The sequence below is a fragment of the Acidovorax sp. NO-1 genome (genome assembly GCF_000238595.1).
GTDB lineage: Bacteria > Pseudomonadota > Gammaproteobacteria > Burkholderiales > Burkholderiaceae_C > Acidovorax.
Window position 1 is genome coordinate 131,642 of sequence record NZ_AGTS01000071.1, and the last position, 15,262, is coordinate 146,903.

General features: G+C 68.1%; 8 protein-coding genes. All 8 read left to right on the forward strand.

What is annotated here, in order from left to right; translation table 11 throughout:
* Positions 1-10: 10 nt before the first annotated feature.
* Entirely contained in the window at positions 11-1,027 is a 1,017-nt protein-coding gene (locus KYG_RS07940) for an NADP-dependent oxidoreductase (protein WP_008904344.1), read from the forward strand.
* Positions 1,028-1,192: 165 nt separating this feature from the next.
* Positions 1,193-1,642 carry a GNAT family N-acetyltransferase gene (locus tag KYG_RS07945; RefSeq protein ID WP_008904345.1) on the forward strand — a complete coding sequence of 150 codons (450 nt, stop codon included), beginning with the start codon at positions 1,193-1,195 and terminating at the stop codon, positions 1,640-1,642.
* Between the two features lie 26 nt (positions 1,643-1,668).
* Positions 1,669-3,339, forward strand: a complete 1,671-nt coding sequence (locus KYG_RS07950) for an isovaleryl-CoA dehydrogenase (RefSeq protein ID WP_008904346.1) — start codon at positions 1,669-1,671, stop codon at positions 3,337-3,339.
* Between the two features lie 28 nt (positions 3,340-3,367).
* Positions 3,368-4,303 carry a glutathione S-transferase family protein gene (locus tag KYG_RS07955; protein WP_008904347.1) on the forward strand — a complete coding sequence of 312 codons (936 nt, stop codon included), beginning with the start codon at positions 3,368-3,370 and terminating at the stop codon, positions 4,301-4,303.
* 202 nt (positions 4,304-4,505) lie between these two features.
* Complete coding sequence (locus tag KYG_RS07960; protein WP_008904348.1) at positions 4,506-5,411, forward strand: SDR family oxidoreductase; 906 nt, start codon at positions 4,506-4,508, stop codon at positions 5,409-5,411.
* Between the two features lie 123 nt (positions 5,412-5,534).
* Complete coding sequence (locus tag KYG_RS07965) at positions 5,535-6,095, forward strand: methylated-DNA--[protein]-cysteine S-methyltransferase (RefSeq protein WP_008904349.1); 561 nt, start codon at positions 5,535-5,537, stop codon at positions 6,093-6,095.
* Between the two features lie 155 nt (positions 6,096-6,250).
* The gene (locus tag KYG_RS07970) at positions 6,251-6,493 is read left to right on the forward strand and encodes a hypothetical protein (protein ID WP_008904350.1); all 243 of its coding nucleotides are present in this window, start codon (positions 6,251-6,253) and stop codon (positions 6,491-6,493) included.
* A gap of 59 nt (positions 6,494-6,552) precedes the next feature.
* Positions 6,553-15,186 carry a GH36-type glycosyl hydrolase domain-containing protein gene (locus KYG_RS07975; protein WP_008904351.1) on the forward strand — a complete coding sequence of 2,878 codons (8,634 nt, stop codon included), beginning with the start codon at positions 6,553-6,555 and terminating at the stop codon, positions 15,184-15,186.
* The last annotated feature ends 76 nt before the right edge of the window (positions 15,187-15,262 follow it).

Below are 15,262 nucleotides of genomic sequence, written 5' to 3' on the forward strand. Positions count from 1 at the left end.
GGAGCCTTTCATGCCCCGCAACCAACAAATCGTTCTCGACAACCGCCCCCAGGGCGAAGCCGTGGCCAGCAATTTCAGGCTGATGGCCGTGGACACCCCCGCGCTGAAAGACGGCGAGGTGCTGGTGCGCCACCACTACCTGAGCCTGGACCCCTACATGCGCGGCCGCATGAACGAGAGCAAGAGCTACGCGGCATCGCAGGGCCTGGGCGAGGTCATGATCGGCGGCACCGTGGGCGAGGTGGTCGAGAGCCGCAACCCGAAGTACGCCGTGGGTGACAAGGTGGTGGGCATGGGCGGCTGGCAGGAATACAGCGTGGTCGACGGCAATGCCGTGGGCGCGCTGCGCAAGGTTGATACCACCCATGTGCCACTGTCGCACTACCTGGGTGCCGTGGGCATGCCCGGCGTGACGGCCTGGTACGGCCTGGTCAAGATCATTGCGCCCAAGGCGGGCGAAACCGTGGTGGTGAGCGCCGCCACCGGCGCCGTGGGCAGCGCCTTTGCCGCCCTGGCCAAGGCGCGCGGCTGCCGCGTGGTGGGTATTGCGGGCGGGCCGGACAAGTGCAAGTACGCTGTGGAAGAACTGGGCTTTGATGCGTGCGTTGACCACCGTGAACACGGCGACCTCAAGTCCATGTCAAGGGCCCTGAAGGAAGCGTGCCCCAGCGGCATCGACGGCTACTTTGAAAACGTGGGCGGCTACATCCTCGACGCCGTGCTGCTGCGCGCCAACGCCTTTGCCCGCGTGGCCGTGTGTGGAATGATCGCCGGCTACGACGGCCAGCCGCTGCCGCTGCAAAACCCGGCGCTCATCCTCATCAACCGCATGAAGGTCGAAGGCTTCATCGTGAGCGAGCACATGGAAGTCTGGCCCGAGGCCTTGAAGGAACTGGGCACGCTGGTGGGCACCGGCAAGCTGCGCCCGCGCGAGACGGTGGCCGAGGGCATTGCCGCCGCGCCTGAAGCCTTCCTGGGCCTGCTCAAGGGCAAGAACTTCGGCAAGCAGCTCGTCAAGCTGGTATGAGGCCCCCCCTGAGCCGCTTCGCGCCTTCCCCCCAGGGGGGACGCCGCCCGTCCAAGGAGCGGGGGCGACATGGATGTGTCGCGGCGGCCCTCGCACGGCGGCCCTCGCTTGGGCCGCGCCAGTTGCGCAAAACTTGTTCCCTGGAGCGCAGCGGGGACCGCAACAATGAAGCTGGGTTGGGTCTGGGCCCGCTTCGATGACCTGGGCGTGCACGCGCTGCACGACGCGCTCGCGCTGCGCTGCAAGGTGTTCATCCTGGAGCAGGGCCCCTACCAGGACCCGGACGCGGCCGACAAGCAGTCGTACCACCTGCTGGGGTACGACGAGTCGGGCGTGCTGCAAGCCTGCCTGCGGGTGGTGGACCCGGGGGTGAACTATCCCGAGCCTTCGATTGGCCGCGTGGTTATCGCCAGGGAGGCCCGCGGCAACGGAACCGGCCGGGCGTTGATGGCCGAGGGCATTGCCCGCTGCAGCCAGGCCTGGCCGGGGCGGGGCATCCGCATCAGCGCGCAGGCGCATCTGCAGGCTTTTTACGGCAGCCTCGGCTTCGTGGCTGTCTCTGACGAATACCTGGAAGACGACATCCCCCATCTCGAGATGCTGAGAAGCGCGTGACCCGGTACACGCCGCAAGGAGCTGCCATGACGCCGACGCCTGTTGCCTCCCTCGCCCGCACCCACGAGGTGTTCAACCAGAGCACGCCCTGGGCCGATGTAAACCTGTTCACTACCAACCAGCCTCTGCAGGATGCCCTGCGCCTGCATGTCCCCGGCCTGCCGCTGGCGGGCCTGACGGCGCTGGGCGCAGAGATGGGATCGGCAGACATGCAGGCCCATGCGCGCCTTGCCAACACCCACAAGCCCCAGCTGCGCACGCACGACCGCTTCGGCCATCGCACCGACGTGGTGGAGTTCCACCCCAGCTACCACGCGCTGATCGGTGCCGCACTGCGCCACGGTCTGCACGCCACGCCGTGGTCGCGCCAGGACACGGGCTACGCGCATACCGAGCGGGCCGCAGGCTTCATGCTGTTCACCGAAGCCGAGCCCTCGGTGTTGTGCCCCGTGTCGATGAGCTACGCCGTGACCCCGGCATTGCGAGGCAATTCAGCGATCTGGGCGGACTGGAGCAAGGGTTTGGCGAGCACGCAGTACGACCCGCGCCTGGCGCTGTTCTCGCAGAAATCCGCGCTCACCATGGGCATGGGCATGACCGAGAAGCAGGGTGGATCGGACGTGCGCGCCAACACCACACAGGCTGTGCACGATGGCGACGATGCCTGGGGCGCGCGCTATCGCATCACCGGCCACAAATGGTTCTTCTCGGCCCCCATGTGCGATGCGTTCCTGATCCTGGCGCAGGCACCCGGCGGGCTCACCTGCTTCTTCCTGCCGCGCGTGCTGCCGGACGACACCGTGAACGCGATCCGCATCCAGCGCCTGAAAGACAAGCTGGGCAACCACGCCAATGCCAGCTCCGAGGTTGAATTTATCAACGCCGTGGCATGGCGCGTGGGCGAGGAAGGCCGGGGCGTAGCGCAGATCCTGGAGATGGGCACCATGACGCGGCTCGATTGCGCCCTGGGCACCAGCGGCCTCATGCGGCAGGCGCTCAGCATTGCGCTGCACCACACGCGCCAGCGATCGGCCTTTGGCAAGAAGCTCATCGACCAGCCGCTCATGCGCAATGTGCTGGCAGACCTTGCTCTTGAAAGTGAAGCGGCCACCGCTTTATCCATAAGGCTTGCAAGCGCTTTTGACCACAAAGACAAGAGCGAGCACGAGGCCATCATGGCCCGCCTGCTCACGCCCGTGGCCAAGTTCTGGGTGTGCAAGCGCGGCAGCGTGTTTGCGCAGGAGGCCATGGAATGCCTGGGCGGCAACGGCTATGTGGAAGAGGGCGGCGAAGGCGTGATGGCCCGCATCTACCGCGAGATGCCGCTCAACTCCATCTGGGAAGGCGCGGGAAACATCATGGCGCTGGATTTGATGCGCGCCGTGCGCCGCGCCGACACCGCTGCCGCGCTGGCGGCCGAACTGGCACCCGCACGCGGCGCCCACCCGGCGCTGGACCGCCTGGCCGGGGCACTGCCCCTGCGCGTGGACGCCATGACCACCGAGGCCGAGGCCCGGCGCCTCGCGCAGGATGTGGCGCTGGCCGTACAGGCGGCCCTGCTGCTGCGCAGTGCGCCCGGCGCCGTGTTCCGCGCGTTTTGCGACTCGCGCCTTTCCGGCGACTGGGGCTACAGCTTTGGCACGCTGGGCGCGGGTGCGAACTTTGACGCCATCCTGGCCCGCGCACTCCCGGTCTGATCGGGCCTGACATTTTTTGGAGACCCCCATGTCCCACCTCATCCTGCACCACTACCCCTCGTCGCCGTTCTCCGAAAAGATCCGCGCGGTGCTCGGCTTCAAGCAACTGGCCTGGAAGTCCGTGATCATCCCCAGCGTCATGCCCAAGCCCGATGTGGTGGCGCTGACGGGGGGTTACCGCAAGACGCCGTTCTTGCAGATCGGTGCCGACATCTATTGCGATTCGGCCCTCATCTGCGACGTGCTGGAGCATGAACAGCCCGAGCCGGTGCTGTACCCGCCGCACCTCAAGGGCGTGGTGCGTGTGTTTGCACAGTGGGCGGATAGCACGCTGTTCTGGGCCGCCATGGCATACAACCTGCAGCCCAAAGGCGCTGCGGTGCTGTTTGCCAACCTGCCGCCTGCCGCCGCGCAAGTGTTTGGCGAAGACCGCCGCGAGATGAGCGCGGGCATGCAGCGCCTGCGACCGGCCGACGCGACGGCTGCCTACCGCTCGTACCTGCGCCGCATCGCCCACATGGCCGAGGAGCACGACTTTTTGTTTGGTGCCGAGCCCTGTCTGGCCGACTTTGCCGCCTACCACCCGCTGTGGTTCACGCGCCAGTGTGTGCCGGTGATGGCCGACATCTTTGCCGCCACCCCCGCCGTGCTGGAGTGGATGGACCGCATCGCAGCGCTGGGCCATGGTCGTATGGAAAAGTTCAGCGCTCAGGACGCCATTACGGTGGCTGCGGGCATGGACCCTTTGCCCCTGATGGACGACGTGTTCCAGGACGAACACGGCATCCCGCTGGGCAGCCAGGTCACGATTTCCGCCGAGAGCTTTGGCACGGAGCCCACCGAGGGCGAGCTGATTGCTGCCACCCGCACCCGTTACACGCTGCGCCGTACCGACCCGCGCGCGGGCACGGTGCATGTGCACTTCCCGCGCATCGGCTATGTGCTGCGGGCGGTTGTGGCCTGACGGGCCCACTTCGCATCGCTTGCGCTTCGCAAGAGATAGCGCCGCATCCGTCCCCCCGGCCGTTCGGGCTGAGCTTGTCGAAGCCGGGGCACTCCTCGGGAGCCAGCCCTTCGACAGGCTCAGGGCGAACGGCCAAAGAGACGCTCTTGGCGCGCCCTGAAAAAATCAATTAAACCCCCAGTTAATTCAAGGAGACAAAAACATGATTGAAAACTTTGCTGGCAAAACAGCCGTCCTTACCGGCGCAGGCTCGGGCTTTGGCCTGGAATGCGCGCGCATCGGTGCCCGCCTCGGCATGAACCTGGTGCTGGTGGATGTGCAGCAGGACGCGCTCGACGCCGCCGCTGCCGAGATGCAGGCCGCAGGCAGCCAGGTGCTGGCCCGTAAGGTGGACGTATCGAACGCCGCGCAGATGGAGCAGCTGGCCGCCGATGTGCAGCAGCGCTTTGGCGCGCCGCACCTGGTGTTCAACAACGCGGGTGTGGGCGCGGGCGGGCTGGTGTGGGAGAACTCCGTCAAGGACTGGGAATGGGTGCTGGGCGTGAACCTGTGGGGCGTGGTGCACGGTGTGCGCCTGTTCACGCCCATGATGCTGGCAGCGGCCAAGGCCGACCCGGCCTGGCGCGGCCACATCATCAACACCGCCAGCATGGCGGGCCTGCTGGCGGCGCCCAACATGGGCATCTACAACGTGAGCAAGCACGCAGTGGTCAGCCTGTCTGAAACGCTGTACCAGGATTTGTCGCTGGTCACTGACCAGATCGGCGCCAGCGTGCTGTGCCCCTTCTTTGTGCCCACCGGCATCAACCAAAGCCACCGCAACCGCCCCGGCGACCTGCCTGCCGAAAAGCCCACCAAGAGCCAGCTCATCGGCCAGGCCATGAGCGACAAGGCCGTGGGCAGCGGCAAGGTGACCGCCGCCGAGGTAGCGCAAAAAGTGTTCGACGCAGCGGCTCAAGGCCAGTTCTACATCTACAGCCACCCCAAGGCCCTGGCTTCGGTGCAGACGCGCATGGAAGACGTGATGATGGGCCGCAACCCCACCGACCCGTTTGCCGCCAAGCCCGAGCTGGGCGCGCAACTGCGCGCGGCGCTGCGGGCCGATTGATGGCGCACGCGCAGGCTTGGTGCCGAAAACATGAGAGAAATTGGCCTCTAGCGCTTATCCGGTAAGCGCTAACAGCTATAAAAAGAGTAGTGAAAACCAAGCCTGCAAGGAGGGGCCCGCACTGTGCCTGATGCCGCCCCTGGACACGGCCATGCGCTGTTCGACACCGCCATCGGCACCTGCGGCATTGCCTGGGGCCCTGGCGGCATCGTGGCCGTGCAATTGCCCGAGGCGGATGCCGAGGCGACCCGCTCGCGTTTGCTGCGCAGCCATTCACACTGCGCGCAGTCTGGGGAGCCCCCCGCCACCGTGCGCAGTGCCATCGAAGGCATCCAGGCGCTGCTGGCGGGGCACCCCCGCGACCTGTGCGAGGTGCCGCTCGACATGTCCGGCATTTCGCCGTTTCACCAGCAGGTGTATGCCATTGCCCGGGCCATACCGCCGGGCCGCACGCGCACCTATGGCGAGGTGGCCGAACAGATCGGCAGCAAGGGCCTGTCGCGCGTTGTGGGGCAGGCGCTGGGCCTGAACCCGTTTGCACCCGTGGTGCCGTGCCACCGCGTGCTGGCGGCGGGTGACCGGCCGGGCGGCTTTTCGGCCGGAGGCGGCGCGCTGACCAAGCTGCGCATGCTGCAGATTGAAGGCGCGTGCCCGGGTGGAACGCCGTCGCTGTTTGACTGGTAGGTGTAGGGCTTTGGGCGAGCCGCTGTAGGCCAAAAACGGTAGGTGCCCAGTCTGTTCGGCAACGCACAGACCCGCCGTTCCTGCCCCTTGTACAAGAGGATCGGAGCGCTGCCGTAACGCGGTTGCGCCATTCACTTGTGTACCAGGAGCCGCCCATGTCCCATCCATCCACCCTTGCCTCTGCGTGGGACACCTCTTGCGTCGGGCAGCCAGCAGACCTGTCGCTGCTGGAGCTTTCCCACCTGAGTGAGCATCTGGCGCACTGCGGCGCGCTGCGCGGGCCGCTGGACCAGTTTCTAGCGGGTGCTGCCAGCCTGCAGGCATTGGTCGCAGAACATGTGGTGACCGTTGCACTCTTGGCCACGTTGCTGGTGGGGGCCGTATCGCTGGTGCGATAGGGGGCGCACGCATGGGCTTACGCACACCATGGCCCTGGGTTCCTTCCGCGTTGGACCGCATGCTCGATGCCCGGGCAGGGCTGGTGCTGGACCCCTTGCGGGCCGAGGTGTTTGGCGTGGCCCGCTTCGAAGAGCATGGCCGGCACCTGGGCGCGTCCCACGACGCAGGCAAGGCGCCGTTTGGCCGCACCACCTTTTACCCACGCCTGCAGAGCAACATCCGCGCGCTGCGGGCCGCATACCGCTACCTGTTCGATGCACCCCACGACGAGCATGCCATCAGCCCCGCCGCCGAATGGCTGTTTGACAACTTCCACCTGATCGAAAGCCAGCTCAAGGAGATCCGGGCCGGGCTGCCGCCGCGTTACTACCGCTCGCTGCCGGTGCTCAAAGACGCCCCGCTGGTGGGCCTGCCGCGTGTGTACGGCGTGGCGTGGTCGTTTGTGGCCCATACCGACAGCGCGTTTGATGAATCGCTGCTGGTGCACTACCTGAATGCTTACCAGGAGACCCGCGAGCTGAGCCAGGGCGAGCTGTGGGCGCTGCCCACCACGTTGCGCGTGGTGCTCATCGAAAACCTGCGCCGCCTGGCTGAGCGCCTGGCCAGCCACAAGGCCGCGCAGGAGCTGGCCAGCCTGTGCGCCGCCCGCAGCAAGGACCTGAACGTGTTGACGCTGGATGCCGCCTGCGCCGCCATGGAGCAGCGTGGCTTGGCACCGGTGTTCCTGGCCCACCTGGCGCAGTCGATGATGGGCCGCGGCGGGGTGGGCGGGCATGCCGCTGCAGGCACGCCAACGCCCGTGCAGCAGTGGTTGCTGACCGCTGTGCCTGACCTGGTGGCGTTGCAGGCCCAGCAGCAGATCAACCAGGCGGCCGACCAGCTGAGCATGGGCAATGCCGTCACGGCACTGCGGCGGGTGGGCGCGGCCGACTGGTCCGACATCATCAGCCAGACCAGCCTGGTGCTGCGCGCCATGCTGCAGTCGCCCGTGTTCGCGGCCGAAGACGAGTCCACCCGCAACACCACGCTGCATGGGATTGAGCGTTTGTCGGTGCGAAGCGGGCAGGGCGAGGCCGCCGTGGCGCAGGCGTTGTTGGCGCACATGACCGGTGCCAATCCTGCTGGCGGCAGCGCGCCGATGCTGGCACGCTACTGGCTGCAAGGCGCCGGGCGCAACCAGCTGGAGCATGCCCTGGGTGTGCGCCGACATGCCACCGACGCGGTGGCCCTGTGGCGGTCTGCGGTGGGCCTGTCGCGTGTGCCGCTGTACCTGGGCGCCTTGCTGCTGGGCTCGCTCGGTCTGCTGGCCTGGCTGATGGCGCCGCTGTGGGGTGTGCAGGCGGGGCCCGATAGCAGCGCAGCCCATCTTGCTGGCCTGGCGCTGGTCGCCGTCTTGTTGCTGCTGCCCGTGTCCGAGATTGTCGTGGCTGTGGTCAACCGGCTCATTGGCGAATCCGTCCGGCCCACCTACATGCCCCGCTACCTGCTGCCAGCGGGCATTCCGGTATCGGCACGTGTGCTGGTGGCGATCCCGGCCCTGCTGAGCAGCACCGGCACCATCGAACGGCTGGTGCACCGCCTGCACCTGCATTACCTGGCCAACCCCGAGCCCTGTGGGCAATTCGCGCTGCTGACCGACGGTGTGGATGCCGATCTGCAAGACCTGCCCGAAGACGGCGTGCTGCTGGCCCATGCCGAGGGCTTGATGTTGGCCCTGAATGCCCAGCACCCGTCTATCACGGGCGGTGCCCCGCGTTTTTTGCTGCTGCACCGCACGCGCACCTACAGCCCCACGCAGCAGCAGTGGATCGGCTGGGAGCGCAAGCGCGGCAAGCTCGAACAGCTGGTGGCGGCCCTCGCCACTGGCGGGCAGGGCGCTTTCCTGGACCTGGGCGAACTCTCGCATCTGGCGCCCCAGACCCGCTATGTGCTCACGCTGGACAGCGATACGCAGCTGCCCCCGGGCCGCCTGCGCAGCCTGGTGGGGGTGGCCGAACACCCCGAGAACCAGCCCCGGCTGGATGCAACAGGCCAGCGCGTGGTGCAGGGCTACGGCATCCTGCAGCCCCGGGTGCTGGCGCCACTGCCCACCTCTGCCACCACCTCGTTGTGGCAATGGCTGTTTGCGGGCCAACAGGGGCTGGACCCGTACAGCGCCATGACGTCCGACGTCTACCAGGATTTTTTTGCCGAAGGCAGCTTCACCGGCAAGGGCCTGCTGCATGTGGCCACCGTGCACGCCGTGCTGGGCGGGCGCCTGCCGGCCGACCAGGTGCTGAGCCACGACCTGCTGGAAGGCGCGCTGGCACGCTGCGCCGTGGTGAGCGATGTGACGCTGGTGGAGGCGGAGCCCGAACACAGTGACACCGCCGCCGCCCGCATGCACCGCTGGACGCGGGGCGACTGGCAGCTGTGGCCCTTTCTGGTCCAGGCCCGCCGCTGGGGCTTATCGCCCGTCAACCGCTGGAAGCTGCTGGACAATCTGCGCCGCTCGCTCGTGGCGCCCGCATCGCTGGTGCTGGTGGTGCTGGCCCTGGCGGGCCTGGGCCTGCCTTTGGCCAGCACGCTGGCGCTGGTGGTGGCGGCCTATGTGGCTGCGCCCTTGATGGGCGCGCTGGCGGGCTGGGTGCCCAGCCGCTTTGGGCTGGTCGGCATGCGTTTTGTGCACGAAGCATCGGGCGACCTGTTGAGGGCCCTGGCGAGTGGTGTGTGGCATCTGGCCCTGATGCCGCAGCAAGCGCTGCTGCTGGGCGATGCCGTGGTGCGCACCGTGCACCGGCAGGCCGTGAGCCGCTGGCACCTGCTGGAGTGGACCACGGCCGAGGCTGCGCAGAGCAGCCTGATCACAGGCCTGGTGGCCACGCTGCGCAGACACAAGGCGGCACCCTTGCTGGCGCTGGGCTGTGGCCTGGCACTGTGGGCAGGTGGAACCTTGGCACCCTGGGCCTTGGTGGGGCCGCTGCTGGCGCTGTGGGCGCTGTCGCCGGTGCTGGTGTGGCTGGCCAATCGGGGTCCGTCCGGCAAGGGCCATCCCGCGTTGTCGGCACAAGACCAGGACCTGTTGCACGGCGTGGCGCGCGACACTTGGCGTTTGTTCGAGCGCTGTGTAGACGCCCACAACCACCACCTGCCGCCCGACAACCTCCAGACCGCCCCGTATGAAATGGTGGCGCACCGTACCTCGCCCACCAACATCGGGCTGTACCTGCTGAGCGCCAGCTGTGCGCGCCAGTTCGGCTGGATCGGCACGCTGGAGCTGCTCGACCGGCTCGAAGCCACCCTCGTGACCCTGCAAGCCATGGAGCGGCACCGGGGCCACTTCCTGAACTGGTACGACACCGAAACCCTGCAGCCCCTGCACCCGCGTTATGTGTCCACGGTGGACAGCGGCAACCTCTGCGCCCACCTGGTGGCCGCGGCGCAGGCCTGCAGCGCGCTGGCGGCTCAGCCACTGTCATCGTTGGCGGGTGCGCAGGCCATCCGCACCTCGCTGGCGCGGTTGCAGCCACGGCTGGGCATTCACCACCCTGGCATGCGCGGGATGCAGCCCTCGTCCGCCTTGAGCCGTCTGCTGGGACTGCGTCTGCCGGACCCGGCGCACCAGCCGGAGGCCACGGCGTTTCGCGCGCTGCTGGCGCAGGCGCAGGACGAGTTGCGCAGCATGGCCCAGCCACGCCACCCGGCCATCGTGCACAGCCCGCCCACGGCGCAGGACGAACTGCTGTGGCTGCTGGCCGACCACCTGGCCACACTGCAGTCGGTGGACCGCGACCAGCAGGCTGCGCACAGTGGTGGCGCACCCGAGGCCACGCGCCGCCTCACTGCTCTGTCAGAGGCGCTGGATGCCCTGGCCTGGCAGGCCGACTTCCGGTTTCTGTACCACCCCCGTCGGCACCTGTTGCACATCGGCTACCGGGTGGACGAGCAGCAGCTGGACACCTCTTTCTACGACCTGCTGGCGTCCGAATCGCGCACCACCAGCCTGCTGGCCGTCGCCAAGGGCGACTTGCCCGTCAAGCACTGGGCGGCCCTGGGGCGGCCGTTTTTTGCCAGCGGCCACCATGCGGTGCTGCGCTCGTGGTCGGGCTCGATGTTCGAGTACCTCATGCCCTCTCTCGTCATGGACGAGCCGTATCACAGCGCCCTGGGCGAGGCAGGGCGTTCGGCCCTGCGTGAGCATGTGGCGCTGGTGCAGGCCTTGGGCAAAGACATGCCCTGGGGCATTTCAGAATGCGCTTACGCCGGGCGCGACCACACGCTGGCCTACCAGTACGCTCCGCAGGGCGTGCCCCGCCTGGCCTTGCGCCGCACGCCCGTGGGCGAGCTGGTGATTGCCCCCTATGCCACGGCGCTGGCCACCCAGGTGGATGCCCGTGCAGCTTGCGCCAACTTCCGCACGCTGGCCGCACTGTCGGCGCGGGGGCGCTACGGCTTTTACGAGGCGCTGGACTTCACGCCCGAACGCCAGACCCATGGCGAACGGCTCACGCTGGTCAGCACCTACATGGCCCACCACCAGGGCATGACCATCGTGGCGCTGGCCAACGTGCTGCTGGGTGGTGTTGCGCAGCGGTGGGGCACGGCGCATGCCCGCATCGAAGCCGTGCTGCCGCTGCTGCAGGAGCGCGCACCGCGCGAGCTGCCCACCTTGCAGGCCACACCGCCGCGCCTGCCGCTGCATGCGCGCCAACAAAAAACACCCGACCATGTGCGCCCCGTCACCCCGGGCGCCCAGGTATTGGAGCCCACACACCTGCTGGGCAACGGGCGCTACAGCGTCACACTGCGCGCCAACGGGGCAGGGTGGAGCCGCTGGCACCAGACGGGCATCACCCGCTGGCGCGACGATGCGCTGCGGGATGCACATGGCAGCTTTCTGTATGTGCGGCAGATGGGCTCCAGCGTGCCCGCGTCCGTCACCAGCCACCCCGCGCCCGATGCGCGTGCCGTGTATGGCAGCATCTTCCACACCGACCGCGTGTGTTTTGACGCACTGTGGCCGGGGCTGCGCGTGCACACCACCGTGTGGGTGAGCCCGGAAGACGACATTGAACTGCGCAAGGTGGTGGTGAGCAACCTGGGTGATGAGGTGATCGAGCTGGAGCTGATCTCGGCCCTGGACATCACCCTGGCCACCCACGCGGCCGACGAGGCGCACCCCGCGTTCTCCAACCTTTTCATCGCGGCCGACTGGCTGCCCGCGCAGCAGGCGCTGCGGTTCATCCGAACGCCCCGGCTGCAGACCGAGACCAACCTGCAGGCTGCGCACTTTGTGGCCGATACCCAAGGGCATGTGCTGGGCCTGCGTTGCCAGACCGACCGGCAGCTCTGGCTGGGGCGCAACCATACGCCCGGCCAGCCGTTGGCTTTGCTCAGCCGCGTGCCTGACGTGCCTGCGTCGCTGGACACGGGCCTGGACCCTGTGGCGGCGCTGGGCGTGATGCTGCGCATTGCGCCCGGTGCGCAGGCCTGCGTCACTTTTGCCACGGCGGCATCGCCAGACCCGGCCACGCTGCTGGCCATCATCGACAAATACCGCCAGCCCACCTATCTGGAGCGGGCTTCGGCCATGTCGGCCACGCTGGCCAGCATCCAGTGGGCGTCGCACCGTCCGCACCGCGACTACCTGCCCGCGCTGCAGGCACTGACCACGGCGCTGGTGTTCACACTGCCCAAGGTCCACACCCCCTACCTGGGCGTACTGACCGCGGCCCAGGCCGCCCACCCCGAGTGTGACCGGCGCACGCTGTGGCAACTGGGCCTGTCGGGTGATCGCCCCATCGTGTTGGTGATGGCCGGATCGCCCCAGGGCACGGGTCTGCTGCGCACGCTGGCCCAGTCGCTGCGCGAATGGGCGCTTGGCGGCGTGGCCTGCGACCTGGTGGTGCTCAGCAGCGAATCGCACTCGTACCACATGCCCCTACAGCGCGAGCTGACGCTGCTGCGCGAGCACCACGATGCCGACCTGGCCACACACACCGGCCCGGCGGTGACCAGCCTGCGGGTGCTAAGGCTGGATGAGCTGTCGGCTGCGCAGCTGGGCACCTTGGTGAGCCTGGCCCGCATCACCCTGCAGGCCGATGGCCATGCGCTCATGCACCAGGTAAAGGCCTGGGTGGCGGCCCATGGCGTCTCGATGGCCAGCCCCTGGCGCGGCGGCGCCACGGACGAAGTGCCCACGCACCAGGGCAGCACCCAGGTGCCCGCGCCGGTGGGCGGTTTTGCACCGGTGACCGGCACCTTTGGGTTTGATGTGTCGGCCGCGCTGCGGCCCGCCAAGCCCTGGGTCAATGTGCTGGCCAATGCCCAGCTGGGGGCCATGGTGTCGGAAACTGGCTCAGGCAACACCTGGGCGCTCAACAGCCGCCTGAACCAGCTCACCGCGTGGTCGAACGACCCGGTGGCCGACCCGCCCGCCGAATGGCTGCTGCTGCAGGACCGCCGCACGCGTGAGGTGTGGGGCCTGACGCCCTCGGCCTGGGGTGCGGCCGATGTGGTGTACCGCGTGGAGCACGCCCAGGGCACCACCACCATCCGCCACCGCAGAGGCGCGCTGGAGGTGGAGGTGCGCTGGTGCGTGGACCCCGTCACCGCCATCAAGCAGGTGTTTGTGCAGGTGCGAAACCTGGGCAACCGGCGCGAGCACTTGCGCCTGGTGGGCATGGTGGAGTGGATGATGGGCGAAAAACGCGGCGACCGTGCCACGCTGTCCACCTCACCGTGTTTTGCACCACTGCCCGATGGCCGCTTGCTGGGCCTGCTGTGCACACAGACCGAGGCGGCTGCGGGCTTGGGCGGGGGCACGGCCTTTTTCTGCGAGGCATCGGCTGGGCCGGGCACGGACGACCGTGCCAACGACAGCCTGGACTGGACCTGCGACCGCCGCGAGTTCTTCGATGCGCAGGGCGATCTGGTGGTGCCCCTGCAGCTGGGGCAGCGCAGCGGGTATGGGCTGGACCCCTGTGCAGCCCTGTCGCGTTTGGTGACCTTGCGGGCCGGGGCTGTGTTCGAGCGCGTGTACCTGATGGGCTACGCCCCCACCGAGGTTGAGGCACGCACGCTAGGCGCCGAGGCCATGGCCGTCGCGGCCCGCACGCGGGAGAAGGCGACCGTCGACCAGTGGAACCTGCTGCTGGGCGCAACGCAGGTGGCCACGCCCGATCCACTGTTCGATGTACTGGTCAACCGCTGGCTGCTGTACCAGACGGTGTCCTCGCGCCTGTATGCCAAGGCGGGCTTTTACCAGGCGGGTGGTGCCACGGGCTACCGCGACCAGTTGCAGGACGCGATGGCGCTGGCCTGGGCGCAGCCGGGCACCTTGCGCGCGCAGATCGTGCTGTGCGCGTCGCGCCAGTTTGAGGCGGGCGATGTGCAGCACTGGTGGCACACGCCGGGCGGGGCCGGGGTGCGCACGCATTTTTCGGACGACCTGCTGTGGCTGCCCTTTGCCTGCGGGCATTACCTGGAACGCACCGCAGACCACAGCTTGCTGGACGAGCAGGTGGCGTTCCTTGAAGGTTCTGCGATCTCCGAAGGGGCGGAAGACATCTACGAAGCGCCCAGCGCCAGCACCACCACGGCCAGTGTTTACGAGCATGCCGCCCGCACCATCGACCGCAGCCTGCGCACCGGCACGCACGGCCTGCCGCTGATGGGCGGCGGCGACTGGAACGACGGCATGAACCGCGTGGGTGATGGTGGGCGCGGCGAATCGGTGTGGCTGGCGTGGTTCCTGTGCGCCATCGTTGCTGACTGGATTCCGATCGCCCGCGATCAGGGCGATCTGGATCGGGTGCAGCGCTGGGACGCTGCCCTGACCGGCTGGCGCGCCGCATTAGAAAACCAGGCGTGGGACGGCGACTGGTACCAGCGCGCCTTTTTTGATGATGGCACGGCCTTGGGCAGCCACACGCGGGACGAGGGCCGCATTGACCTCATCGCCCAGGCCTGGGCAGTGCTTTCGGGCGCAGCAAGGCCTGTGCGGCAGCGCCAGGCCATGGACGCGGTCGAGGCGCATCTGGTCAACCCCGCAGCAGGCTTGATCCAGCTGCTGGCGCCCCCGCTGCGCCGTGCATCGCCCAGCGCGGGCTACATCCAGGCCTACCCGCCCGGCGTGCGCGAGAACGGCGGGCAATATGCCCATGGCGGCGTATGGGCGCTGATGGCCGCCGCAGAACTGGCACTGCAAGAGCCTGAGCACCCCGGTGCGTTCGATGTGCCTTACCGTTACTTCACCTACCTGAGCCCGGCGCACCGGGCCCAGCACCCGGTGTGGGGGCCGGTGTACGCCGTGGAGCCCTATGTGATGGCGGCTGACATCTACAGCCAGCCACCCTATGTGGGACGCGGCGGCTGGAGCTGGTACACCGGCGCGGCGGGCTGGCTGCACCGGGCGGCGGTGGAGTCCATCGTGGGGTTGCAGATGGGCGCGCAGGAGCTGTTTTTCACCCCTTGCCTGCCATCGCACTGGCCGGGCGCAGCGTTGACGCTGGTGCGCGGTGGGCGCACGCTGCGGTTCATCCTGGTGCGGGTGGCCCCAGGGGTGGAGCCTGCCGCGTTGCCGGACAGTGCCCCATCTGGCGCACGCTGGCTCCAGGTGGGAGAGCGGCTGCGCTGGGTCGATCTACCTTCGGACCTCTGCTGTGTGATCCCTGTCCGTGGGCAGGCAGACGCTGTTGCAGGCGCCGTGTAGCGCGATTGGGAAGAAGTCATTTGGTAAATGTATGTATGTGCGATACCGTACAGACCCGAGGGGCGCGGCATCACAC

Coding starts and splice junctions, on each gene's coding strand:
- KYG_RS07940 (WP_008904344.1), top strand. CDS start 11: ATGCCCCGCAACCAACAAATCGTTCTCGACAACCGCCCCCAGGGCGAA.
- KYG_RS07945 (WP_008904345.1), top strand. CDS start 1,193: ATGAAGCTGGGTTGGGTCTGGGCCCGCTTCGATGACCTGGGCGTGCAC.
- KYG_RS07950 (WP_008904346.1), top strand. CDS start 1,669: ATGACGCCGACGCCTGTTGCCTCCCTCGCCCGCACCCACGAGGTGTTC.
- KYG_RS07955 (WP_008904347.1), top strand. CDS start 3,368: ATGTCCCACCTCATCCTGCACCACTACCCCTCGTCGCCGTTCTCCGAA.
- KYG_RS07960 (WP_008904348.1), top strand. CDS start 4,506: ATGATTGAAAACTTTGCTGGCAAAACAGCCGTCCTTACCGGCGCAGGC.
- KYG_RS07970 (WP_008904350.1), top strand. CDS start 6,251: ATGTCCCATCCATCCACCCTTGCCTCTGCGTGGGACACCTCTTGCGTC.
- KYG_RS07975 (WP_008904351.1), top strand. CDS start 6,553: ATGCTCGATGCCCGGGCAGGGCTGGTGCTGGACCCCTTGCGGGCCGAG.